Genomic DNA, 22,342 nt, shown 5'->3' on the forward strand with positions numbered 1-22,342 from the left:
CGAATCGCAGATTTGAAAGTGAACAGGAAAGTCAATGAAATCAACGATCTACCAACACCACCTCCGCGCCAGTGCTAGCTTTTCGTACCGTCACTTATTGCACTGAAAACGAGGAGACCCCTCCAGGGCTTGGCCAAGGGAGAAGTAGCCAGGATGCAAGGTCAGGATGTCCGATGCGATTGCAGCCCGGTAGAGCCAGTCCGACAACGTGACTTCCAGCTCCAAAGCCCCCTTGCCGTTCTTGGTGTACTGCGTCACCTTGTAGTCTTCGATCAGGCCGAAGCCCTCGATCCGCTCCTGCTCGTTGGTCTTGACGTTCGTTTCAATCGTCGTGCCCTTCAGGCGGCGGCACATGTCAACGATCCCCTCGTAGGCAGTGCCGCCCGTGCTGCGCTTGGTGCTGACCAGGAACGGATGCGAACTCAACTTCAAGCGCCGTCCCACCTTCATGCCGGCGTCGGCCGCCTTGACGATGTGGCTGATGCAGTAGATCAGCAAATCCTTGTCGAACAGCGTTGCCGCACCCAGCGCCGAAGGGATCACGCGCACGGTCTTGCCGGCGCGGGAGTAGGTGCGGATTTGCGTGTCGGGCTTCTTGGACAGCGAGAAGATGGGAAACTCCATCGTGGACACGTCATCCTTGATGGGCCAGTCATGGACGGTTTCCATGACTACGAACAGGTCTGCTTGAGCGGGGGACGAGCCGGCCGCTGCATCCGGGCCGCCGCCACTTTCATCGGCCAGGAAGTCGGAAAGCACTTGTGCCGCAAGCGCCTCACTGTCTGTAGGTGCCCCCTGTGTTGGCTCGGCTATCAGTGACAACTCGCCCTGCTTCGTGCTAGACTTCTTCATATCGCTTCCTCGTTTGGCCTCTGGAGTGCATCCGGTCTAAATGCGGTTGATGATGGTCTCGAAGTGCCCGGCCTGCTCGCCGGGCATTTCTCTTTATGCGCTACCGTTAAGCGGCAGCATGATGCTGCTGGGGGGCAACCTGTACCGCAAGGCGCAGGCCCAGGGCCTTGAGCACAGCCGATAGGCTGCGCAGCTCGGGGTTGCCCTTGGGCGACAGCGTGCGGTAGAGCTGTGTGGCATTCAGCTCCGTTTCCTTGGCGATGGCGCGCACGCCTCCATGCGCTTGCGCCATCTGGCGCAGCGCCACAAGTAGATCGGCCGGTTCTCCATCCTGGAGAAGCTGGTTCAGGTACTCGGCCGCAAAAGCCGGGTCTTCCTTGAACAGCTCGGCCATCGCTTCGTCGTGGCTTCGATCCTTCATGCTGACCTCCGTTGCCAGTCTTTCCAATACCCAATGGCGCGCTCGATGTCGGCGTCCTGGGTGCCTTTGTCACCGCCACACAGCAGCAGAACCACTACCGCGCCGGCCATCGCGTAATAGACGCGGTAGCCGGGGCCTTGGTCGATTCGCAGCTCCCACACGCCTTCGCGGCAGGGCTTGTGATCGCCAAAGTTGCCCGCCTCGATCCGGCCCACGCGCTTGACCACCTGGCCTTTTGCAATCGGGTCGCGGAGCTTCTTCAGCCACTCTTGAAACAGGTCGTGCTCGTCCTCGGTGACGTAGTGCCGAACGGTGAACATGGTTAGATTATCGTCTATAAACGACAAAGGCGCAAGGTAGCACCCTGCGCCTCGTCCTGGTTGATGTCGCGTGTCATGGTGTTGCCTTCAAGAGCTTGACAGCCTTGCGCACGGCGCTCGTGGTCTTCTCCAGCGCCTCGGCTGTTTTGGCCGCGTCATCGCACCCCTTCATCGCCTCGACCAAAGCAGCCAGCTCAAGCGCCAGGGCCTCGGGAAGATCCAGCTCCACACGGATGGAACTCACGCCCGGCGTCGTGGCTTTCTTGTAGGCCCGCTCGATGGCGGCCACGGCCAAGCTGACGCGCTGCTTGGTCATCCCGTGTTCGGTGGCCACATCCACTTGGGCGCGGCCGTCCACCAGCACGGCCCGCGCCATTTCGCGGGCTTGGTCGCCCAAGCGTGTGTCGGCTGCGGTGCGGTCGAAGGCTTGCGGGGTAAGGCGTTTCAGTCTCATGGGGGCCATCCGGTACATCAGCGCGGTTTCGCGCGCGAAAGTTGAAAAGAGGCGGCCAGCGGCCGCCTTCAGGGGAGGGTTAGAAACGCCAGCCTTCCGGCATGTCGGGAGAGGCGTTCCGGCCCGCGCCCTCGATGTCGGGATGCAGTTCTTCCCACAACTGCGCCGGGGTCTTGTCCTTCAGCTCGCCTTGGAGCTTCTTCAGGTACATGACAGCCCGCTCCGGGCCGATGCCTTCCAACATCGGCAGGGTCATGGCCAAGAAGCCCTGCCACAGCACCCACTCGGTTTCGTGCATGTCGTGGCCAAGCGTGGCCATGTGGGTTTTCATGCTGAAGAACTGCGCCTGATTGGCTTCGCCCCACTCAAAGGTTTCTTCCCGCAGCGACAGCAGCTTTTCGTTGGCCCGCTCCTTCTCGGCGGCGGCCTTCTGCTCCGGGGTCAGCTCCATCGTCGGAAGGGCTTGCTGGCCACGTCCCGAGGCGGCGGCCGGAGCCGTCGCGGTGTCCTGGTCGTCCTCGCCGGCACCGTCGCCGGCATCCCCTCCACCGGCTGCCCGTTCGGCATCCCGCTTGCGCTGTTCTTCCAGCCACGCCGGGGTCTTCTCCGGGGCCTTGTCGCCGGTCTTCTTGGCGTTCTCCAGCTCGATGCGGCGCTGGGCCAGCTCGTCTTGCTGCTGTTTCCAGGATTTCATCCGGGCCAGCGTGTTGCGGGCCTCGTCGCGCGACAAGGGAAGGCCCTCGTTCATGCGGTGACGCAGACGGTAGAACTCGGTGCGCGTTTCCTCGATGTCGTAAATCTGGTTGAGGCAATGCAGCACCTCGAAGTCGCCGCACAGGTCGTTCTCCAGCAGCTCGCGCACCGGGTCGGCATAGCGGCGCACAGCCATGCGCTTGCTAACCCACGCCTCGCCACGGTTCCAGATCGTCATGGCTTCCTTGGTGCCGTACTGCTCCACGTCCTCGATCACGCCCATTGCTTCCTCGTAGGCGGTCAGGTCGTCGCGGTCGTTGTTCTCCGTCACTTGCAGGCGGCGGATTTGCAGCTCGGTGAGGCCCTTCTTGATGATGACGGGCACCTTGGCCAGCCCAGCCAGCGGCGCGGCGCGGAAACGGCGCTCCCCGACGATGATGCGATAGCGGCCGTCAGCTTCTTCATGCACCACCAGCGGCTCGATGATGCCGTTCAGCTTGAAGCTCTCGGCCAGTTCCTCCAGGTTGCGGAACGTCTTGCGCACCTGCTTGACGCTGAAGATGCGGGACAGCTCGATTTCGGCATCGGCCGGCTGCGCCGGCTTGACGGCGATCTGTGCCACGGCGGACAGCTTGCCCAGGTTTAAGCCGGGCTTCTTGTTGGTTGCGGTTGCGGTCATGTCCTTGTCCTTTTAGATCGCGGCTTTGTCGAAAATCTGGCTGCACACCGCTTTCATTTCGCGGGCGGCCAGGATTTGAGATTCGCCGCTCTGCACGCGCCACACCGGCCGATCCTTGGCGTACTGCGTGGCTGCGCGGTCGTAAAGCACCCCTTCCATCACCACCTCGCCCAGCTCGTCGCGCAGTTGCTCCAGGGCGTTGCGGTCGAAGGCGCGGCGGGTGTTGACGCGGTTAGCCAGCAGGCCCAGCGTCACAAGGTCGGCGTTCCATTCCAATTGCTGCACGCGCGCGATGTCTTCAAACAGGTCGCCCAGGCCGTCGATGGCGTCTTGATCCATCGTGCAGGGGCACACCACGAAGTCAGCGGCGATCAGCGCGGCATACAGCGGATTGCCCAGCGTCGGGGCCGTGTCGATGATGCACACGTCGAAGTCTTTGGCCAGCTTGGCCAGCGCAGCGCGCGGGGCGTGCAGGTCTTCCAGCGGGCGGCTGGCCACGTCCACCAGCTCGCGGTCAGCGGCCACCAGCGCAGCGGACTCGCCACACGGAAGCGGTTGCAGCTCGATGGCGTCTCCGTCGAACAAGGCGCTGCCGGTCAGCGATTGCAGCTCGTCGCCCTGGTCGCCCACGGTGCGCTCGCGCAGCGCCCGGAGGGTTTTGCTGAAGTTCTTTTGCGGATCGAGGTCAACGCACAGGACACGCAAGCCGCGCTCGATGGCGAAGAAAGCCAAGTTGCGGGCAACGGTGGTCTTGCCGACTCCACCCTTCTGGTTGGCGATAGCGATGGTTTTCATGATCGTTCGTCCTTTCCCTGGTTGTCGATCAGGCCGCCACCGACACGTCGGCAGGCTGGAAGCACAGCTCAAAATTCACCATGACTTGCAGCCAGTTCATAGCGAACATGTTGATCTGGGCGCGGCGCGGGTTCACCGCGCTGCCGCCCGTGTAGATCACCTGATAACCGAAGGTGTCTTCCATCTCCAGCACCTCGGCCAGCTTGTTGGCCATATCCACACGCAGCTTGAGCCACGGCGCCGGCATTACCGTGCCCTTCTTCTGGTTGTCGTCGGCCAGCTCGATCAGGCGCATGTCACCCTCGACGGCTGCGATGTGGCAATACACGGCCATGTCGTCAGGGATGCGCGGAGGGGCGCAGAAAACCGCACCAGCACGGGCGGATTGCAGGCTGGGGATCAGGTCGGCCAGTCGGTCAAAGAGGCGGGCATAAACGGTAGTACGCATGGTCAAAGCTCCTAAGTCGTGTTGATGGTGGTCTTCGGTGGATCGTCCCTTTCGCGTGCGAAAGATCGGTTCAGCGCCCCACTGTCTGCTCACAGTTGTTGCCGGGGTTCATCGGCCGTCCATCCGCTGCCGATGAGTTGAATTCTACCATAAAACTATTGACCGTCAATAGTTGAAGGCATGTTTTTTTCCAAGCCGCATAAGTCGATCAGCTCGCCCACGGAAAACTTGGTTGGCGCAGCGATGGCGGCCAGAATCCGACGCAGCATTGCCGGCGCATTGATCTGCTGGAGACGCGGCGCAGCCGTGGCCACCAGCCGCGCCCGGCCCTCGGCGTACTCCAACTGGCAGCCCTGCATGGCGTTGGCCAGGAAGAAGCCTTCGAGGGTCGAAGCCTCCAAGGCCAAGTCGTTGAAGGCATCGCCACCCTTGGCACGCACGTAGCTGTCCGGGTCGTGGTCGCGCGGCAGGAAAAGGAAACCCACGTCGGCCGTGTCGGTGACATGCGGCAGGCACACGTCCAGGGCGCGCGCAGCGGCGCGCCGGCCGGCGTCGTCCCCATCGAAGCAGAAGATCACGCGCTTGGCCAAGCCCAGCAGCCGCTCCACATGCTGGCCCGTGGTAGCCGTGCCCAGCGTGGCCACGGCGTTCTGCACGCCATGCTGGGCCAGACTGACGACATCCAGGTATCCCTCCACCACGTAGGCGGTGCCGGTCGCGGCAATAGCCTCTGCCGCCTGAGTCATCCCAAACAGCACGCGCCCCTTCTGGAAGACTTCGGTTTCAGGCGAATTGAGGTACTTCGGCCCGTCGCCTTCGAGCACGCGGCCGCCGAACCCGATCACGCTGCCGGCGTCATCGAGGATGGGGAACATGATGCGGTCGCGGAAGCGGTCATAGCGCCGGCCGCCATCGTTGACGGCCACCAGCCCGGCTTTCTCCAAGGCTCGGTCGTTGTAGTTCTGGAATGCCTCGCGCAGCGCCTGGAAGCCGGCCGGGGCATAGCCCAAGCCATAGCGGGCCGCGATGTCGCCCCGCAGGCCGCGCGACTTCAGGTAAGCAACCGCGCGCGGAGAGGCGCGGAGCTGGCCACGGTAGAACGATGCGGCTTGTGTCAGGTGGTCGATCAGGATATGGGACATGGTTCAAGCCTTCGGGATGTCGAGAGAGAGACGGCCGGTGTCGTACATGTGCAGCATGGAGAGGAAGTAGCTCGGGTCGGCTGGCCACTTGCACCCCTGCCAGTAGGCCAACAAAGCCCTGCGCACCGGCTCCTGGTAGTCATTGAGACGCCGCCGCGCCTCGCGCCACTTGTCGGCCCGGCGCTTGCGGTCAATGGCTTGGTGACGTTCCCATTGCAGTCGGCGAGCCGTCATTTCCTCGTCCACGCCGATCTGCTCGGCCGCCACTTGGTCAGCAAACAGCGGAAGGGCCTCACGCTCGGCCCTCTGCTTGCGCGCGAAAGCCGCACGTTTGCGCTCGGTGTCGCGGAACTCGTACTTGCCATAACGGTGGAAACGCATGGTGCAGCCCTCAATGGTTCCAGTGCTGCCGGCCGTACTTGCGCCCAGCGATGGTGATGCGGTCTTCGGCGTCGATGGGCACGCACTCGCGGCCGCCATCGGTGCGCAGCACGGTGCATTGACCAGCCTCGCCGGTCACGGTCGAGTCGAAGCCGCACACGTAAAACACCCAAGGGCTGTGCTCGTCTTCGCGGAACTGAGCGAACCCGTGGAAGTCCCGCTTCAGAGCCACGCCGCTCCGGGGAACGTCCGGGCCAAAGTCGAAAGTGCCTTGATCTGCCATGCCGAAACTCCTACTCAACCAATGCCTATATTCTACCCGCTAAACTATTGACCGTCAATAGTTTGCGAGAGAAAAAAGCCTGATTTTTCGCGGCTTCCGGGCTTGTGTTTCCTCGGGTTTCGGGCAAGCTACCTTGGAGCCTCGGGGCGGGGTTTGGGGGCCGGAACAGGCCCCCAAGGTGTTGCAGTTGCTCTTGCCCCACAGGGGCACAAGCTCCCCTGCTCCCCGTCGATCACCCACATGGTCAGCGGAGCGCGGGGCCGGCCTTTGCACCCCACCATCTACCTCGTCGCCTCGGCGTCCTGGGGCACGCAGGACGGGCGCGGTCAAGGGAGAAACAGGAAGCCGCACGCGGAGCGCAGCCGCAGGCGAGCACCGAACGGGTGAGTGTTTCAGCGCAGCGGCCCTTGACCGGAGAAGCCCGGCCGGAGGGCACCATGACGACGAATCAAGGCGCGAGGTAGTGGTGGGGTGCGGCCCCGCGCGTAGCGGATTCAGCGCACCAGCGCCGGCACACCACGGATCAGATCCACATCCCGAACTTTCGCGCGCGAAAGTTCCTCGGATCGGCCGTCAGGCCCGGCAAGCGGAGCGCGCAGCGCCGGCACGGCGCGGAGGCGTCAGGGATTGACGCCCGAAGGGGCGAGACGCCGCAGGCGGCTCGATGCGCAGCACGAAAGCCCGGCCCCGTAGGGGAGACGCCCAGGGGTCACGCTTGCGCCTCGATCTGCCCATGCACAGCGGCACGCAACGACTCCAGCGCGTCCAGGAACCGCTCGGCCGCAACGTCAGCCGCCCACGGCTCCCACGGCCGGCAATCGTAGATGTCAGCCAGTGGATCGACATCGAGGACAGGATGCACGATGCCCAGGACATCGCGGACTTCATGAGCTGGCCAGCCAATGCAATGCACAGCCTCTGAAGCGGCCGCCACCGAGTCGGCCCGCTTGTGGGCGGCGTGCGCTGCCGGCGACCAAGTGCGCAGCTCATACCGATCTGAAACCGCAGCCATCAGGCGAGACGAAACAGCCCGAAAGGAAAGGCCCAGCACGTCTTTCAAGGGGGAAATACAGTCGAACCCAAGGAAACCTTCCTCGGCATCGTGTAGAAGCTCCAGGAGCGCGTCAGAGGGCGTCAAAGGGGTGTCGCTCCACTGCCGGCGCAAAGCGAGCACCAGGAGCGAATGCTGGGCCACGGAGAGGGGCAGGGGCCATGACGATTCCCCACCCCAGCGGTACGTCCTCGCCAAACGCAAGGCAAGGTCACTGTCGAGCCACGCGCCGGGATCGGGATTGATGAGGTCGAGGCGACGGCCAGAAGGAAGCCGAACCCACGCGCGCGCCGCTACCGGCGTCATCGGCCGCCCCGCAAGATCATGAAGCCGCCCGAATAGGCGATCTGGAAGCGGTTGAGCACGTCCATCCCCAGCAGCGGAGCTGAAAGGCGCTCCAGGACTGCGATAGCCGCACCCTCAACAGCGAAGGGGCCGACGATCACCGTGTTGGCCGCAGTGATGCCACCACGTTCACGGCCTGCGGCCGTGTCAAAGGATGTTGCGCGGCCGGCGCGGATACCAGCATTGCGGGCGAGCTTGACCGGCAGCGTCGTGAATCGCGCTCCGGTGTCCACCATGAAGACCACGGGAAAGCCGTTGACGGCCCCGGCGATGTAGTAGTGACCATCCGCAGCGCGCGGGATGGAGTAGTCCCCGTTGCCCAGGCGCTGCGCCGGCTTGACCATCACGGGAGAGGCGGCCGCAACGTCGAGCTGGTCGCCGGGGTAGCTCTGGCCATCGTAGATGATGTATTCGCGCTGCTGCGCGTGCGAGGCTCCAAGGGCAAAGCAGGCCATCAGGGCCACAAGGGCGCGAGTAGCGTTCATTGCCAACTCCAACGATAGAAGCCAGCCAAGTGCGCGAAAACAGCGGCGTTCGCGGCGCTGGCCAGCCATGTGAAAAACAAAAAGGAAGCCTTCCGCGACTTGTGGCGGAAGGCATGTTGTCCAATCAATGCACCGGGCCAGCCGCATAGCAGCTCGATCCAGTGCAAAGCCTTTTCAGACCAGCGCCAACGGTTGGCAACGGCCGCCGACTTGTCGAGGCCGTATGCCAGAAAGGCCAAGTTGCTCATGAGCGCATAGGCCCAAGCGTAGTGCGGCCGGATACGCCCGGCGATGCCGGCGACAATCACACCCATAAGGAACACCGCACCCAGCCCGAAAGCGGCCCAGCGATGGGCGATCCAAAAGCGATCCGCCAGTGACAGGCCCGGCGCGTTCATTTCGCCAAAGCAGGATCAGCGGAGAGGCCCAGGGCCACAATCAAGCCAGCGGCCTCCTGCAAGCCCGCAAGGGACGACTGGATGAGTCGCGCCGGCACCAGCTCGGCATCCTCGGTTGTGGCGAGGACGGAGCACTTCTGTTCCGTGGTGCCTGCCTTGCGCGTCATGTTGACGACATTGCGCTGACGGTAGCGCCACGTCTCGCAGCGCGACAGGCATTTGCCGTCCGGGTCGCCGGCCGTGGCCGCGTTCACCGAGTCCTGCGCGCCGGTCGCATTCCCGACATTGGATGCAATCGTGCCGACCAGCATGGCCAGGGGGTTCAGCGACAGCATCACGGAGCCGCCCCGGCCGCTCTTGGTGGCCAAGGGCGCGGGGTTCTCGGCATAGTCGCCCACGCGAACCTCGGCGGTACGCCGTGTTGCGGGGCGCAGCGCCTGGAAGGCACCATCCAGCTCGTACACCACGTCGGCCTGCTCGCGGCTGTCCACCAGCTCGAAGCCGCTGGAGGCCAGCGAAGCACGCGCGGCGGCCGTCAGCTTCGGGCTGGCGAGGAATTCGATGAAGACCTTGCGCCCTCGATCAGCAGCCAAGTCGATGTGGCCGGTGATGGCCACCTTGACCTCGGCAGCAGGAGCAGCAGGAGCTGCCGCAACAGCGGCCGGTGCAGCATCGGGCACCGCCTCGGCGCTGGCCAGCGCCGGCAGCGCAATGCTTGCCAAAGCCAAAGAAACTACGGAATAGAAGGGGGATCGCATCAGTTCTCCTTTTTATTGTGGGACATGAAGCCTGCCAGCCAGCAGGTCAGTTGTCCTCCCGAAAATTAGTTGTCCACAAGAGCAAAGCACTCCCCCTTTGCTCACTTTGAAGCACGTCGAGTACATCACGCCCAAGCACGATAGGCCCCGCCATATTCGATACCACCGCCACTCGCACGTTGTGAGCGCGAAAAACACCAAATACGATTTCCGAAACCGTTGTCACACAACCAAGATGCTCTCCGTTGGGCGTGCGAAGCTGGCGAGGCTCACATGAGCGAATGCCAAGAGGCTCGATCAACGAGCTAGGAATTGATGTCACATCAGCGCCACCATCGAGGGAAAACGTCACAGCTCGCCCGTCAATGGTGCCTTCGATTTCATAACGCCCAGCCCGATTCCGCGCAATTTCCATACTCGCCACACGCGCAATGCCGGCGTTCGTAACTACGTGCTGCATGCGCAACTCGGGAGGTCGGGGAATGAAGTACCGATATGCAACGAAGCAGAGAAATCCGACAAGCATCAGGCCGTAAATCCGTGCGGCCAAAGCAGGAAAGCGAAGACTCACAAGCCCGAGCATCGCCAAGCCAAGCCAAGCGTAAGGCGCGCGACTTATTGCCCCTCTGAAGAACTCAACGACGGTGGAGATAGCATCAAGCGGGTGCGCTCCTTGAAAGAGCACCCGCACAAGCACGAATGCCGCAGATGCGAATAGGATCGGGCCTAACGTAACGATTAAAGCGTTCCGAACTGTTAGCTCGCCCATTGCCGTTGAACTGCGCGGCGTGGAACTCCCACGAAACTCCTTCGGGTCGTAGTAGTAGTCACGCATGGTCTTCGCGGCCCGCTCTCGATACCAATCCCGTTCATCTGCACTCATGGCCGGCTTTCACTTCCTGCCTGCCACGGCCTGCGCCGGCATCACCAGCTCAACCTCTACTCGCCGGTTTGCACTGCGCCCGGCCTCGGTGTCGTTGGAGGCGGCAAAGCAAGTCACGCAGTACGAGACTTTCAGCTTTCGAGGGTCAACACCGCCACTGACAAACGCAGCCCGGACGGTTGCAGCGCGAGCGATGGCCAAAGCCCGGTTGCCCGCCGCCGTGCCGGTCGAGTCTGTACGGCCACGGATAAAGACACGCTCGGCCTTCATGGCCAGCGGCAGCAGCTCGGACAGGCCGCGCTTGGCATCGTCGTTCAGGATCGCCACGGCGCTGGAGAACGGGAGCGAGCGCAAGGGAGTGCTGGCCGTTTCCGTCACTGGCGTGGCCGCGCTTGGGCCGGTCGCAATGACCGTCACAGGCCGCACGTCGTCGGTGAGCTGGGCGGAGCCGGCCGGGATGGCGTCACCATCGGCCGGCATGGCCAGCGTAGCAACAGTGTGGGCGTCGAGCTTGGCCAAGGTCGAAGTCTGCGGCCGCGCGGCCGGCTTGCCGTTCGCCTCGGGCGCGACATCGGCGCTGCCCAGCAGCGGGGTCTTGGGTGTTGGTGCAGCACACGGATTGCAGGGCACAAAGTAGTCGGTGCCCGTCTGCGGATCGCGCACCTGGGCAAGCCCGGTGAGCACGGGCGCACCCATCAGGAGCGCACGGGGCCGCTCGGGCGGCATCGGGGCGCACCCTGTCACGCCAGCGGCCAACATCGAGGCTCCGAGCGCCCAAGTCAGCGATGTAGGCCAGAACGGCGCAACGGGGCGCAGCGCGCGCCGTCCCTTGCGCGTCAAAGACAGCCGGATTGTTGTGCCGGAAGGTGAGCACAGCAGATAGCCGCGGTCGATCAGGTTGCGGGTTTCGCCCAGGTACTCACGCATCACGTCCAGATCGGCCGCGCCGCACAATGGGCGGCCCGCTGCACGTTCTGAAAGCACCCGAATGCCCCGCACCTCGCCACGGTCGAGCGCGCGCAGCAGCGCAAGCGCAGTTCCGTTCAAGTCGGGATGTTTGCTCATGGGTCAGTCCTTTACCAAATCCTTGAACGTGGCCCCAGGCGTGAACTTCGGCTTGTGGGTCGAGGGAATCTTGATCGGCTCGCCGGTCTTCGGGTTGCGCCCGGTGCGTGCGGCGACGGCCGCTTTCTCGAAGGTGCCAAAGCCCGTGAGCTTCACCGCGCCACCCTTGGCCACCTCGCTCTGCACGATGGTGATAAGGCTATCGAGGAAGCGCGTGGTGGCCGCCTTGGATGCCTCGGTGTCTTCAGCGATGGCGTCGATCAGGTCTTGTCGGTTCATATAAATCTCCGTCGTTCAGTTGAGAATGTGACCCAGCACCTTGCCGCAGCGGGCGCAGCGCCGTTCATGTACTTGCGTGCCGTCCCAGCTCGAATAGATGGGCTTGGACAGCGGCGAGTGGATGCCAAACAGGCAAAGGAGGGCGCGCAGCACCTTCATGCGTTCGCCCACATCACGCGGGTGAGCTGAAGCAGCGAATCCCCGGTGATGCCGTCAAGGTATTCGGTGGCCACCAGCCGGCGCGTATCAGGAAACTCCTGCACGCGGTCATCGAGGGCGGCCCATTGGGTGATGCCGTACTCACGGACAACAAAAAGGATTTCGTCCAGCCTGGTGGAATTCGGCAGGACGGGCGTGCAGCCAATGACACGCTCCCGCAGCTCGATGGAAAAGAAGTTGCGCAGCTCGTCCAGCGCGTGCGTCTCGCGCCAGTTGGACGAAATCACCACGTCAACATCGGGATGGGCGCGCAACCACGTCTCCAGCAAGGGCAGGTAAATCAGCGTTCCCGACTGGCCGGGGTGCAAAACACCGTCGATGTCGAGCATCAGGACGGGGCCACGGGGAGCACGCTGAAGCGCCCATCGTGTTGCGCGTTGAGTCGCCGGCAGACTTTCGCGCGCGAAAGTCGGGGCGACGGTCGGGCGAATGCCGACGAAGCGGAGTAGGGCGCTCATCATCGGCCGTGCTCCGGCAGCGCCGGCAGCGCCGGCATAGGAGCCTCGCCAGCCACCCACTTCCATGAAGGGAGCTTGCTTTCCGCAATCAATTCATCGACGGCGGCCGCATAGTCTTCACTGGCCCCAGGCGGAACCACGTACATGGCGGTCGGCTCCGGCTCGGTATCAGAAGCCACCGCGCAGGCCAGCGGCCGCGTGGAAGGCAGGTTGTACCGCATCCCTTTCATGAAGCGCCGGTTCTGCTGCGTCAGAGCATCGAGCGCCATCTTCTCGAAGGTGCTTTCAAACGGAATCCAGTTCTCGGTCACGCACATCAGCGCGACTTCCTCCAGCGAGGCCACGCCGGTAGCGCCGATGCTGAAAGTGCCGATCATCATCAGGTGGGTGCCCTCCAAGGCATCCCACAGGCCCAGCTCCACCTCGAATCTCTTGAGCAGCCTCTTGTAGATGTCGTCGTTCATCATGAAGTGGCAATCGGGCAGGTGCTTGAGGACGATCTTGTGCCCGTAGCGCGACTGAGCCAGTTCCTTCACCTCCCCCACCACCAGCATCAAGCGCCGGGTGCCCTTCTCGGGCGTGGCGATTCGCATCATCTGCGCGAGTCGCCGCTGGGTGATTTCGTTCTTCTTCTCGGCGTTGAACGATTCGGGCATGTAGAGCATTCCGGCCAAGCTCGCGCCTTTTGCAGTCTTGTCCTCGGCTGCTTGCAGCAGATACTTGCGGATCACGTACCAACTGCGCTTGCCGGCCATCGTCGGTGCCCATCGGTTGAAGCCCGCTTCTTCCCACAGGTAATGCAGGGTGCCGCGCAGGGTCAGTTTGTTGCCATCGGTCTTGACGCTATCCGTCTCCTTTCCGCTCGGTGCCGGCGCGGATCGGCTGGCCCCCTTGGACAGCGCGAAGTCGAACTTCAGCGCCGTGGTGCCTTCGTCGGGGTTCTCCTGGATCGCGGAGCCAATGACTTGGCCAAGCCCGGACAGCTCGGGCGGCGGCTCGTAGGAATCGCAGGCCGGGGCGTGGCCGCTACCAGAATTGGGCATCCGTTTGATGAGGTACTTTTCATCGACCTTGGCCACGTACATTTCAATGCCAGGGGTACGGCACAGGCACAGCGGCCGCTCCCGCGAGCTGTAGATATTGGCCAGCAGCTCGGACAAGGCTGGGTCGTCTGAATGAATGGATTGCCCGCCAATCTGGTAGATAGCCATGTTGTTCTCCCTTACCGGCCTATGTTTTTCTGACTGAAGGCCACCATCTTCTGGAAGCCTTGTTGTCGCTGGACTCGCTCTTGGTCGGCTGCGGTCTCAATCCAGCCCTCGATGTCGAACAGCGTTTCAAAGGTGATGCGGTGGTTCTTCTCCAGCTCGTTGGCAATGGCCGTCTTGATCCACTCGGGGACGGTTTGCGCATCAGCCAGCAGAGCAAGCAATGAATCCTCAACAACCCAGCCCCGGTATGCGGTGCGCAACTGTCCGTACTGGATCGGCTTGGGAGCGAACGCAAGCCAGAGGAAGCCGAGGCCGATGGCTGCGCCTATCGGCCAAAAGCTGGAGGCATTCCAGAAGATTCCGAAGCACACAAGCAGGGCCAGCCACAGCGCCAGAAGCCAGCGATTGGCCCCGGTATGAGCATTGCGGTCTTTGCACCACGCTTCGACGATTTCACTGATTGGCATAAAAGCCCCCCCTTCCTGTTACCGGCCCATGTCCCGGCCCACGTCCCGCGCGTTTTCCCGCGCCGGCTCTTTGCCCTGCTCGTACACCTGACTCTTTTCGTTGCCGTGCTGGATCGTCACTTTCTCGCCCACCCGAACCTCTCGATCCAGCCCTTCCTTCTCGTAGCGCACGGCCACCATGTCGGACATCTTCACCAGGGCGTGATGCGATGACGTGGCCACCACTTCACCCTTCACGTCCTGCTTGAGTTCTTGCGCATCCCGCACCACCAAGCCCCGATGACTGGCGGCCATGTCGATTACCCGCCGCGACTCGTCCAGGGTGACGTTGCCCTCCGGGACACGGCCCCGGTGAAGCTGCTCGGACAGCTCGGCGCGCGCGTTGAAGTAGCTGGTTTCTCGCTGGTCTTGGCTGGTCTGCGGCGTCCAGCTCTGCTTGATGTCGTGAAGCTGCTTGTAGGCTCCGTCCAGCTCCGGGTGCCGCTCCAGCGCCTCGCGCTTGGTGAGCTGGTCGAAAGCCTGGGCGCGCTGATAGGTCGGTGTCTGCTCGAAGCGGGCCAAGTCGTTTCGAGCCGCTTCGAGTTTGGCGGCCAGTTCCTCACGATCCGCCAGGACAGGCCGGGCAGTTCGTTCGTGCTCCGGGCGCAGCGCGTCGGCGTAGGCGCGCTTCAGGGCCTCGTCATTGCCGCCGATGTGCTTGCCATACTCGCGGATGCCATCCTTCTCGGTGTACGTGGTCTGTCCCGGTGTTGAGGCGGATTCCCGGCCATTGGGAAGGCGCTCGGTGCGGATCACGTAGGGCTGATCTTCGGCCTTGGCATCCCGAAAGGCCCGTGCTGCCTCGTTGACGTTGCTGTAGTCCTTCGCATCGTTCTTGGCCACGGTGCCCACGGTGTAGGTCACGTTGTCCCGCACGCCCTCCCGCTGTTTGGCTAGGGTGTTGATGTCGTCCAGGGCGGAAACGTAATCACGGCGCTCGGCGTGCGTCCAGGGACGGCCGCGTTCTTGCTCCAGCACCTCTACGGCCGCCGCCCGCTTCTTCCACTCCCCGCGCTCTTGGCTGTTCTCGTAGATTTGCCGCTGGTTGGCGTCATAGACGCGCACCGAGTCAGTGAGCTTGTCGCGCTCCAGGGCGCGCACTGACTCCACCATGCCGTTGTAGGCGTTGTCGTGCTGCTCCTTGTTGACGAATCGCCCGGTGCCGCGCTCGGCCACCTGTTCCTCGAAGCGCAGCCGCGCGCGGGTCACAGAGGTTTCCGGGTTGACGGCCAACACGCGGGCCTCCACCTCGTAACCCTGTTCCTTCAGGCGAGTGGTCAAGTCCCGGATGTTCTCCGGGCTGCGCATCGTGCCGTCCACCACCAGATTGCGGCGGTTTTCCACGGCGGCCAGCGTGAGGCGGGTAGCCCATTCGCCAGCTTCCTTCTGCGTGCGGTCGGCGGCGTGCTGAGGGTCTTCGCGCGAAAGCTGTTTGTAGCGCGGGTTTTCCTCGCGCATCCGGTCGGCGTCGATCACCACAGCGCCGCCATTGGCGCGCAGCTCGCGGATAGCCTCGGCGGCCAGCGCCGATTTGCCCGATCCCGGTTGGCCACCCAACAGGATCGCCTTCGGGTTCTCCTGCGCCGTCGTTCTTGCCAGTGCATCGCGCTCTACATCCTTGTAGGCGCTCTCCATTGCGTACTTGGAAATCTCCCCAGCCATTTGCCTGCCCTCCTGCCTTATTGGTAAAGGTCGCGGGCCTGCTGGCCGTACTGAGTGATGACGCGCTCGATGGCCTCGTCAGCATTCGGGTCGAGTTCTTCGCGGATCGTGCGCAGCTCGTCCTTCGCCTTCTGAGCGGCCGCAATCGCGGCTTCATCAGGGGTCGCCTTCTCGCGCTCGGCGGCAATGGCTTCGGAGTGGTGGGCAATGATGGCCCCCAGGACATCCAGCGCCACCTCGTAGCGGACGCCGGCACGGCTGAAAAGTTGATTGGTCATGGTCGTGGTTTCCTCACTGATTACCGGATTGGTTCTTGGCTTGCGTTGCATGGAGCGGCCACAGGGCGGCGTGCAGCAGGCGGTAGGTGATGCGGTCGCGCTTCAGCAGGCGCGCATACACGTCGTTGGCCGTCAGCCCAAGGGCACGGGTGGCATACAGCCCCCATGCCAAATAGACGGCCAGCAGCACGGCCGCCACGGGGATGAAGGCAAGAAACCACACCTCGGCGATGACAAGCCCCACCACAAGTAAGCGGCCGCCTACGGTTGCCCACTTGGAGCCGAACATTTCGAGCTGGGCCTTGCGATTCAGGTCATGCTCGGCTTGGGCACGCTTCCAGACATCGGCCCACGGCTCGCCGGGGGCACGGCTGAAGATGGCATCCAGGTACGCCCGAAACTCGCGCATCAACAGGTAGGACGCGGCAAAGCACATCCCCACGAAAACCAGCAGCTCAAAGGTTTCTCGATTCATGTTCTTCCTCCGTCGATCTTTCGCGCGCGAAAGTCAGCGCGGTGTCGGCACGCGCTCGCGCTCCATTTGCATGTCCTTGCCTCCGCGATCCCGCGCCGGCTCCTTGCCTTGCTCATAGACTTGGCTGCGCGCCTTGTCGTACTGGATCGTCACGCGGTCGCCCACGGCAAGGTCACGATCCAGATTGGCGCGTTCGTAGCGCACGGCGATCATGTCGCCCACTTGGAGCATTGCGTGGTGCGACGAAACCGCCACCACGTCGCCCTTGAACTGCCCGCCAAGCCGTTCTGCGTCCCGCACCATCAGCCCGCGATAGGCTGCCGCGTGGTCGATGACTCGCTTGGACTCGTCCAGCGTCACACCATCGCCCACCAGCCGGCCGCTGTGCAGCTCCTTGGAGATTTCCGCCCGCAGGTAAGCGGCGTCCTGCCCGGCCCGGTGGGCGTCGTGCAGCATCTTGTAGGCACCATCCAGCTCGGGGTGCTTGGCCAGAGCTTCGCGGGTGGCCAGCTTGTCGAAAGCCACCGCCCGCTCCACGGTCGTGATTTCGTAGAAAACCTCGCGCGCCGGCTCCAAGTTGCCGCGCGCGGATTCCTTGGCGGCCTCGTTCCACGTCTGCTTATCGACCTTGGAGTAATCGAGCTGGTAGCCCGCATCCTTGGCGAGCTGCCCGATGAATTCGCGCGTCGTGCGGCCGTTCCCTTCGCGGAAGGGGTGCATTTCGTTCACGCCGGCATAGACCTCGGCCATCTTCCCGGTGAACTGCTCCTTGTCCATCCCGCGCAGATAGTTGGCTTCCTTGATCGCGGATTGGATTTCCTGCGCCTTCTGCGGGATGTCTTCCTTGAAGGTGAACAGGGTTCGGTCGCCGGCAGGCCCCTTTGCAATATCCACCTTGCGCACTTCGCCGGCCCACTCGTACACATCCCGGAAAACCTGCTTGTGGATCGCCTGAAGGTGGGCCAAGTCGTACTCGCCGCGCACCGGGTTTTCGCGCAGCTCCTGGATGCGAACAGCCGTTGCGCCGCGCTCAAAGCGTTGCAGCGCCCCGAGGTCGCGGATGTCTGCCTTGTTCTTGAGAACGTGCGTGCCGGGGTAGGTGTAGTCTTCCTGCTCGCTCATTGGGCGGCCCCGCGCGCGCGTTCGAGGTACTTGGCCACAGCCTCGTCAGGGGTCAGGGTGCCGGCAATGACTGCCTCCTGAATGGCAAGGTCGACAGCGTCCACCGGCATTCCCTCCAGAGCCAGAGAAGCATTGGCTTGGGCAAACTGCGCCCGGCGCACGTCGGCCGGATGGGGCGCAGCTACCGGGCCGGTATCGAGTTCATACGGGTTCTTGTCTTCCATGTTCGCCTCCAGTCAGCCCAAGCCGGGCACGGCAATGCCGAACACCCGCACGGCAACAAACACCACGGCCGCCAGCCCCGCCACGATCAGCACGCCGCGCAGCACGCGCGCGAGCAACAAGCCGACGACAATGCCGATCAGCAGCGGGGTAGGGGTTTCAGCGAAGATGCGTTGCAGCGCGGCCCATGCCCCACCCACATAGGGAGAAACCATTTGCCATATCTGCGTCAGCATCGCGTCCATCGGTAAGTTATCCATGCGGGAGTCCAGTACCAGTATTCAGTTGCCGTTATTGTGCTTTCACGATGAAAGCAAGTTTATCAAAAAACTCCTACTGGCACTAGGCGTTTAGCGCGATAACGTCAATAGGAAGGGCATGGCGATCACGCAGCCACCAAGCTGTCTCGCACCGGCCGCAACGCGGCGGAGGTCTGGCTGATGATCTGGTGGATTTCGCCCAGGTAGCTATCCACCCGGTTCTTCATGCTCGCCCAGGCGTGTTTGGTCTGAACCAGCGCATCGAGAGTGTCAGCGTCGAACTTGCCGGCCTGGATGCAGTTGTGGATGGTCAGCAGGCGAATCTCCATGTTGCGCAGTGCGTACTCGCAACGATTGATCTGCTGGCCGTCGATGGGGGTATGGCAGTAGCGGACGTTCTCCACGTCGCGCACGAAGCCCTCGAAGTCCTTTTGATGGTCGCTGAGAAGCCCGACGAAGGTTTCCATCAGGCGCAGTTCGCGGTCAGGGATAGTCATTGGTGGAATCTCCATGTTGTTGGTTAAGGGTTGAGAGAAAAGCATTCGGAACGGTGCCCGCATGTGTTGCACTTCCGGCCCCGGCTTCGGCGGGCTTTGGCGCGGCGCTCGGTGATGTCGATGTACCGGGCCACCAACTGCTCGCAATAGGCGTCGTCGCGCAGTTCCACGCGGATGGCGCGGCGCTCGCGGGTTTTCCGGTTGTTGATGGCCACGAAGCCAAAGGGCGCGGTTTCGAGTCCGTTCAGGCGAAGCAGCCACGCTTGCAAAGAGAGTTGCGCAATGTCCGTCTCATAGACGCGGTGGGCATCGCGGTTCTTGTTTTCGAGAGGGACATGCAGCCCATCGGGGAGCCGATACACCTGATCGGGCCGGCCCACCACGGGAAACGGCGCATTGATGAACAGATTGCGCTCCACCTGAGCAACCTTGCCGGCCGCAAGTTCGGAGGGAAGCCAGTTCTGAGTGAATCCCCGCCAGACCATGAACGTCCAGACGGCCAGAGCCAGGGCCAGCCCGAAAAGGATGTAGCTCGGCAAGTTGCTCATCGCGGCATCCCCAGCGTGGCCAGCAGGGCATTCAGTGCGGCACGCACGGCACTGGCAGCACCTCGGCTCCGGCACAGTAGCGGCACCAATGCCGGCGAAATGGCGTAGTAGGCTTGGACGAAAAATCGCCCTGTCGTTGTCGGCATCAGCACGCGGTCGCGCCACGCCCGGAGAAAGTCCGTTTCAGGGGCGTCAGGCCCGTAGATCGCGGTGGCAATGAAACAGCGCCGATCAATCGCTGCGCGCGTCTGCCCTTCGACCTGAAACCGTAGGTGCTCGAAGGTGCCGGCAGCGGCCTTCGCCCGAACCTCCAGCGGCCGGGCATCCCCACGCTCACGGTCGAAAACCACCTTTTGCTCGCAGTAAACCGTGCCTACGATGTCGGTGATCGTGTGGTACTTTTTCTTCATTCGCGCCCCCGTTCAGAATTGAACTCGGGCAGGCGCGCAAACCATTCCATTGCGTGGTAAATCGCCAAAGCACCGGCCATGAACACAACAGCGGCCGCTACGTGGAACAACTCCACAAGCCCCGACTCCCGCACAAACCAAAGCACGGCAATACAGCACCCAACAACTAGGGTAATGAACACGAAGTAGAAACTGATGCAGTAGGATGGCCGCATGACTCACTCCATCGACTTTCGCGCGCGAAAGTCGGGCTTGGCCAGCATCCACCTATAGATGCCCAGCAGGCTGGTCGCAGTGAAAGCCACCTGCATGAAGATCAGGCCCGGCGCGTCGGTCATGACGCCGAAGCCGATCCAGCACACATTCGAGGCCAAGAAAGAGACAAAGCCCCAGCCCGACAAGCGGTTGTTGAGGGCCAGCAGCAAAGCCCCAAGCACACCAAAGGCGCAGCCGATCCATTGCAGGTAGAAGGCGTCCATGCTTACCTCACAGAAGGGCCTTACGCCCGGTTTCCACGGCCCGCATTCGCATGGCCAGGGTCGGGTAGGCATTGGCGAACGAGAACCAGCGAACCCAGGATTTGGAGGGGTACAACGCGGCCAGCTCGCGCAGTGCCGTCAACATCACTTCGCGCCCTACGGCGTGCGCTGCGCCAGCATCCGCCCGGTACTCGCAATACCGGCGAATCCCCAGGAACAGGAGGAAGGCGGCAAAGAAAAAGTTGTTGTTGTCCAGGAGGTGGCTGCTCACGGCAAAGCAGCAGGCATAGGTGAACGTGGCGAAGATGTGGCGCTCATGAACGTGGGCGTTTTCATGGGCGATCACGCCCCGCATACCCTCGTCGCTCATGCTGGCCAGCAAGCCCGTAGTCACGTAGATGCGTGAATGACTCGGCAGCAGCCCCACGGTGTTGGCTTCCTTGTCGGCATGGTCGTACAGGAAAACCGGGCGGCTATCGGGGACAGTTGCCACTATCCTTGCCAAACGCTCTTGAAGTGCAGCGTCCCGCGACGGGCGCGGAGCAAGGAAGCGCGCCGACAAGGGCGCGCTGGCGTAGAAGCCGAACAGGAAGACCAGGCTGCCGAGGGCCTGGGTCATTGGCTTGGCGGCGGGATTCGTGGATAACCTACCAGTCACCCACAAAATGCCGCCAGCAACCTCCATAATGAAGACGATCAGAATGATCCGTCTGAACCAGTGGGACGGGATCATTGCAAATTGCAGTCATCGCAGATTAATGCTGTTGGGATCGAGCGATACGGCGTTTGATCGGTGCCAGTGCGCCAATCATTTCTCATGTTGAGAGGTTGTTGCGAAGCACATCCGCCCAAGGTGGCCGTGGTAATCAGAATCAGAAGAAGTTTTTTCATCGGTTGCCCTTTCAGGGGAAAGTTGGTTATTGATTTCTTCCAGCAGCTCACGGCACACCGAATGCACCCGCTGACGCGAGACGCCGACGTGGCGCGCGACGGTTGCTTGCCGGTAGCCTTTGAGGAACACTTCATCAGCGATGCGGTAAGATTCGGACGAAAGACCCAGCCGCCGCGCTGCTTTCACGAAGACAGCACGTGACACATGGCCACACGCTGCGGAAACAGTCTTGAAAATCGTGCTCATCCCCTTGCACCGTAAGGGTTTTGGGCGTATTTTGTCAATAGACAAGATGCGCAAATTTTATCCAAACCAGAAGGAGATTTGTAATGAAAAAGATGCTCTGCGCTGCTTTCATCGTGGCAGCAACGACCGGGGCAGCTTATGCAGGCCAGGAACCTGTGCGCGGCGGCATGTGCTATTCCCCGAATGCCATGCTTTCCGGCGCGAACACGTTTTTCAACTGTGACCACATCGGCAGGGTCAAGGACATTAAGGAAATCTACGAAAAAGGCTTCCGCGTTGTAAGCAGCGGATTTGTTCCAAAAGAAGCTGGCGGCGGCATTTCCACCGGCTTTTTCCTTGTGATTGAAGAAAGACGGTGATTGCCATGAACCTGCGAAAAAGACTTCTATCCCGAAGGCGCTGGATGCTCTGGCTTCCATTGCCGGTCGCTGCGGCATTTGCCGCAAGCGGCGAAAATTTCTTTGCCGACTACATACCAATGCTGGTCGGCGGTTTGGTTTTCTGGATTCCATTCTGGCTTGCTTGGTGGTTGAGCAACGGGTTCCGCACTGTTCGGCTCGGCGTTCTTGGAGTTCGGCCGAATATTGAGAGCGGCAGCACTGACAGCGGAGCGATCTACTGGAATTACGCCGAAGGGCATTACCAGAACTACCAAGGCCCAAGCTCCTACCGTCTTTGAAAGGGGGCCTTAGCCCCCTCCCGCTTTACTGCTTTCCTCCAGAGTTGATATTCACGCCGGCAGCGGTTTCCCGGCGCATGTTGTCGTTGAGCTTTTCGCCATCGGCAGTACCATCCCCGCCCGTCAGCTTGTCCCAAACCTTGAGGCCCGTATCCTTTATGTCGCGGCCTTCCATGTCTTCCACGACAGCCATAGGATTGGCACGGCCTTCACCCAACTTCTTATCCGGGCTGGCCCAGGCGTTCACGTTTTCATCGAGAGCGCCAGCGCGCGCCGGAATGCTTGCCTTGTTCTTCGGGTCGAGCTGCCCTTGCACGTCGCCCTTGGGGTCTCCTCGTTTTCAGTGCAATAAGTGACGGTACGCAAAGCTAGCACTGGCGCGGGGGTGGTCTGGGTAGACCGTTGATTTCATTGACTTTCCTGTTCGCTTTGTAAACGGGTATGGT

37 protein-coding genes are annotated in these 22,342 nt (G+C 62.3%); 2 read left to right on the forward strand and 35 right to left on the reverse strand.

Annotated elements, in window-relative coordinates; all coding sequences use genetic code 11:
* Positions 1-90: 90 nt before the first annotated feature.
* From L0977_RS24350 to L0977_RS24515, 34 genes are all read right to left on the reverse strand, one after another.
* Complete coding sequence (locus tag L0977_RS24350) at positions 91-852, reverse strand: replication initiator protein A (protein WP_234267530.1); 762 nt, start codon at positions 850-852, stop codon at positions 91-93.
* A gap of 106 nt (positions 853-958) precedes the next feature.
* Positions 959-1,273: an addiction module antidote protein gene (locus tag L0977_RS24355; RefSeq protein ID WP_011798662.1), complete on the reverse strand. Its 315-nt coding sequence runs from the start codon at positions 1,271-1,273 to the stop codon at positions 959-961.
* Complete coding sequence (locus L0977_RS24360) at positions 1,270-1,593, reverse strand: type II toxin-antitoxin system RelE/ParE family toxin (protein ID WP_011798663.1); 324 nt, start codon at positions 1,591-1,593, stop codon at positions 1,270-1,272. Before L0977_RS24360 ends, L0977_RS24355 begins: the two co-directional genes overlap by 4 nt.
* Before the next feature lie 73 nt (positions 1,594-1,666).
* The gene (locus L0977_RS24365) at positions 1,667-2,047 is read right to left on the reverse strand and encodes a TrfB-related DNA-binding protein (protein ID WP_041836463.1); all 381 of its coding nucleotides are present in this window, start codon (positions 2,045-2,047) and stop codon (positions 1,667-1,669) included.
* 79 nt (positions 2,048-2,126) lie between these two features.
* On the reverse strand, positions 2,127-3,419 hold the full coding sequence (locus tag L0977_RS24370; RefSeq protein ID WP_011798665.1) for a ParB/RepB/Spo0J family partition protein: 1,293 nt from the start codon (positions 3,417-3,419) through the stop codon (positions 2,127-2,129).
* A 12-nt stretch (positions 3,420-3,431) separates the two neighbouring features.
* A complete protein-coding gene (locus tag L0977_RS24375; RefSeq protein WP_196996161.1) occupies positions 3,432-4,214 on the reverse strand; it encodes a ParA family protein in 783 nt (260 codons plus the stop codon).
* Positions 4,215-4,242: 28 nt separating this feature from the next.
* The gene (locus tag L0977_RS24380; protein WP_011798667.1) at positions 4,243-4,662 is read right to left on the reverse strand and encodes a hypothetical protein; all 420 of its coding nucleotides are present in this window, start codon (positions 4,660-4,662) and stop codon (positions 4,243-4,245) included.
* Positions 4,663-4,817: 155 nt separating this feature from the next.
* Positions 4,818-5,804 carry a DNA primase gene (locus tag L0977_RS24385; protein ID WP_196996162.1) on the reverse strand — a complete coding sequence of 329 codons (987 nt, stop codon included), beginning with the start codon at positions 5,802-5,804 and terminating at the stop codon, positions 4,818-4,820.
* A 3-nt stretch (positions 5,805-5,807) separates the two neighbouring features.
* On the reverse strand, positions 5,808-6,185 hold the full coding sequence (locus tag L0977_RS24390; protein ID WP_196996163.1) for a hypothetical protein: 378 nt from the start codon (positions 6,183-6,185) through the stop codon (positions 5,808-5,810).
* Positions 6,186-6,195: 10 nt separating this feature from the next.
* Positions 6,196-6,468, reverse strand: a complete 273-nt coding sequence (locus tag L0977_RS24395; RefSeq protein WP_196996164.1) for a hypothetical protein — start codon at positions 6,466-6,468, stop codon at positions 6,196-6,198.
* A 709-nt stretch (positions 6,469-7,177) separates the two neighbouring features.
* The gene (locus tag L0977_RS24400; protein ID WP_105779236.1) at positions 7,178-7,825 is read right to left on the reverse strand and encodes a phosphohydrolase; all 648 of its coding nucleotides are present in this window, start codon (positions 7,823-7,825) and stop codon (positions 7,178-7,180) included.
* Positions 7,822-8,349: a retropepsin-like aspartic protease family protein gene (locus tag L0977_RS24405; RefSeq protein WP_017510472.1), complete on the reverse strand. Its 528-nt coding sequence runs from the start codon at positions 8,347-8,349 to the stop codon at positions 7,822-7,824. Before L0977_RS24405 ends, L0977_RS24400 begins: the two co-directional genes overlap by 4 nt.
* The gene (locus L0977_RS24410) at positions 8,346-8,747 is read right to left on the reverse strand and encodes a DUF1294 domain-containing protein (protein WP_017510473.1); all 402 of its coding nucleotides are present in this window, start codon (positions 8,745-8,747) and stop codon (positions 8,346-8,348) included. Before L0977_RS24410 ends, L0977_RS24405 begins: the two co-directional genes overlap by 4 nt.
* Complete coding sequence (locus L0977_RS24415) at positions 8,744-9,505, reverse strand: hypothetical protein (RefSeq protein ID WP_231403498.1); 762 nt, start codon at positions 9,503-9,505, stop codon at positions 8,744-8,746. Before L0977_RS24415 ends, L0977_RS24410 begins: the two co-directional genes overlap by 4 nt.
* 46 nt (positions 9,506-9,551) lie before the next feature.
* Positions 9,552-10,388 carry a retropepsin-like aspartic protease family protein gene (locus L0977_RS24420; RefSeq protein ID WP_234267531.1) on the reverse strand — a complete coding sequence of 279 codons (837 nt, stop codon included), beginning with the start codon at positions 10,386-10,388 and terminating at the stop codon, positions 9,552-9,554.
* Between the two features lie 9 nt (positions 10,389-10,397).
* Positions 10,398-11,453, reverse strand: a complete 1,056-nt coding sequence (locus L0977_RS24425) for an OmpA family protein (RefSeq protein ID WP_196996189.1) — start codon at positions 11,451-11,453, stop codon at positions 10,398-10,400.
* A 3-nt stretch (positions 11,454-11,456) separates the two neighbouring features.
* Positions 11,457-11,732, reverse strand: a complete 276-nt coding sequence (locus tag L0977_RS24430) for an HU family DNA-binding protein (RefSeq protein ID WP_063599687.1) — start codon at positions 11,730-11,732, stop codon at positions 11,457-11,459.
* 15 nt (positions 11,733-11,747) lie between these two features.
* Positions 11,748-11,891 carry a hypothetical protein gene (locus L0977_RS24435; protein WP_196996190.1) on the reverse strand — a complete coding sequence of 48 codons (144 nt, stop codon included), beginning with the start codon at positions 11,889-11,891 and terminating at the stop codon, positions 11,748-11,750.
* A complete protein-coding gene (locus tag L0977_RS24440; RefSeq protein ID WP_234267532.1) occupies positions 11,888-12,409 on the reverse strand; it encodes an HAD domain-containing protein in 522 nt (173 codons plus the stop codon). The genes L0977_RS24435 and L0977_RS24440 overlap by 4 nt, the downstream gene beginning before the upstream one ends.
* Positions 12,409-13,620 (reverse strand): DUF1173 domain-containing protein, encoded by a 1,212-nt coding sequence (locus L0977_RS24445; RefSeq protein WP_011798677.1) that lies wholly within the window; start codon positions 13,618-13,620, stop codon positions 12,409-12,411. The genes L0977_RS24440 and L0977_RS24445 overlap by 1 nt, the downstream gene beginning before the upstream one ends.
* A gap of 11 nt (positions 13,621-13,631) precedes the next feature.
* The gene (locus L0977_RS24450; RefSeq protein WP_063599690.1) at positions 13,632-14,087 is read right to left on the reverse strand and encodes a hypothetical protein; all 456 of its coding nucleotides are present in this window, start codon (positions 14,085-14,087) and stop codon (positions 13,632-13,634) included.
* Between the two features lie 18 nt (positions 14,088-14,105).
* Positions 14,106-15,788, reverse strand: a complete 1,683-nt coding sequence (locus L0977_RS24455; RefSeq protein WP_234267533.1) for a zeta toxin family protein — start codon at positions 15,786-15,788, stop codon at positions 14,106-14,108.
* A gap of 17 nt (positions 15,789-15,805) precedes the next feature.
* Positions 15,806-16,066 (reverse strand): hypothetical protein, encoded by a 261-nt coding sequence (locus L0977_RS24460; RefSeq protein WP_011798679.1) that lies wholly within the window; start codon positions 16,064-16,066, stop codon positions 15,806-15,808.
* Positions 16,067-16,079: 13 nt separating this feature from the next.
* Positions 16,080-16,541 (reverse strand): hypothetical protein, encoded by a 462-nt coding sequence (locus L0977_RS24465; RefSeq protein ID WP_234267534.1) that lies wholly within the window; start codon positions 16,539-16,541, stop codon positions 16,080-16,082.
* A 33-nt stretch (positions 16,542-16,574) separates the two neighbouring features.
* On the reverse strand, positions 16,575-17,663 hold the full coding sequence (locus tag L0977_RS24470) for a Fic/DOC family protein (protein WP_234267535.1): 1,089 nt from the start codon (positions 17,661-17,663) through the stop codon (positions 16,575-16,577).
* Positions 17,660-17,887: an antitoxin VbhA family protein gene (locus L0977_RS24475; RefSeq protein ID WP_234267536.1), complete on the reverse strand. Its 228-nt coding sequence runs from the start codon at positions 17,885-17,887 to the stop codon at positions 17,660-17,662. The genes L0977_RS24470 and L0977_RS24475 overlap by 4 nt, the downstream gene beginning before the upstream one ends.
* 12 nt (positions 17,888-17,899) lie before the next feature.
* Positions 17,900-18,130 carry a hypothetical protein gene (locus L0977_RS24480; protein WP_231403501.1) on the reverse strand — a complete coding sequence of 77 codons (231 nt, stop codon included), beginning with the start codon at positions 18,128-18,130 and terminating at the stop codon, positions 17,900-17,902.
* Positions 18,131-18,270: 140 nt separating this feature from the next.
* Positions 18,271-18,642: a hypothetical protein gene (locus L0977_RS24485; RefSeq protein WP_027477963.1), complete on the reverse strand. Its 372-nt coding sequence runs from the start codon at positions 18,640-18,642 to the stop codon at positions 18,271-18,273.
* Between the two features lie 23 nt (positions 18,643-18,665).
* Positions 18,666-19,190 carry a Dna2/Cas4 domain-containing protein gene (locus tag L0977_RS24490; protein ID WP_027477962.1) on the reverse strand — a complete coding sequence of 175 codons (525 nt, stop codon included), beginning with the start codon at positions 19,188-19,190 and terminating at the stop codon, positions 18,666-18,668.
* Positions 19,187-19,600 carry a CFI-box-CTERM domain-containing protein gene (locus tag L0977_RS24495; protein ID WP_027477961.1) on the reverse strand — a complete coding sequence of 138 codons (414 nt, stop codon included), beginning with the start codon at positions 19,598-19,600 and terminating at the stop codon, positions 19,187-19,189. Before L0977_RS24495 ends, L0977_RS24490 begins: the two co-directional genes overlap by 4 nt.
* A complete protein-coding gene (locus L0977_RS24500) occupies positions 19,597-19,815 on the reverse strand; it encodes a hypothetical protein (protein WP_027477960.1) in 219 nt (72 codons plus the stop codon). The genes L0977_RS24495 and L0977_RS24500 overlap by 4 nt, the downstream gene beginning before the upstream one ends.
* 3 nt (positions 19,816-19,818) lie before the next feature.
* A complete protein-coding gene (locus tag L0977_RS24505) occupies positions 19,819-20,079 on the reverse strand; it encodes a hypothetical protein (RefSeq protein ID WP_063599697.1) in 261 nt (86 codons plus the stop codon).
* Between the two features lie 7 nt (positions 20,080-20,086).
* The gene (locus tag L0977_RS24510; protein WP_063599698.1) at positions 20,087-20,812 is read right to left on the reverse strand and encodes a M48 family metallopeptidase; all 726 of its coding nucleotides are present in this window, start codon (positions 20,810-20,812) and stop codon (positions 20,087-20,089) included.
* Positions 20,813-20,887: 75 nt separating this feature from the next.
* Positions 20,888-21,217: a TrfB-related DNA-binding protein gene (locus tag L0977_RS24515; RefSeq protein ID WP_234267537.1), complete on the reverse strand. Its 330-nt coding sequence runs from the start codon at positions 21,215-21,217 to the stop codon at positions 20,888-20,890.
* 83 nt (positions 21,218-21,300) lie between these two features.
* On the opposite strand from L0977_RS24515, the gene L0977_RS24520 reads away from it, so the two are divergent.
* Positions 21,301-21,576 (forward strand): hypothetical protein, encoded by a 276-nt coding sequence (locus L0977_RS24520; RefSeq protein ID WP_234267538.1) that lies wholly within the window; start codon positions 21,301-21,303, stop codon positions 21,574-21,576.
* Positions 21,577-21,581: 5 nt separating this feature from the next.
* Entirely contained in the window at positions 21,582-21,896 is a 315-nt protein-coding gene (locus L0977_RS24525) for a hypothetical protein (RefSeq protein ID WP_234267539.1), read from the forward strand.
* Between the two features lie 25 nt (positions 21,897-21,921).
* On the opposite strand, the gene L0977_RS24530 is transcribed toward L0977_RS24525, so the two are convergent.
* Complete coding sequence (locus L0977_RS24530; protein ID WP_234267540.1) at positions 21,922-22,212, reverse strand: hypothetical protein; 291 nt, start codon at positions 22,210-22,212, stop codon at positions 21,922-21,924.
* Between the last annotated feature and the right edge of the window lie 130 nt (positions 22,213-22,342).

It is taken from the genome of Hydrogenophaga sp. NFH-34 (assembly GCF_021401345.1).
GTDB lineage: Bacteria > Pseudomonadota > Gammaproteobacteria > Burkholderiales > Burkholderiaceae_C > Hydrogenophaga > Hydrogenophaga electricum.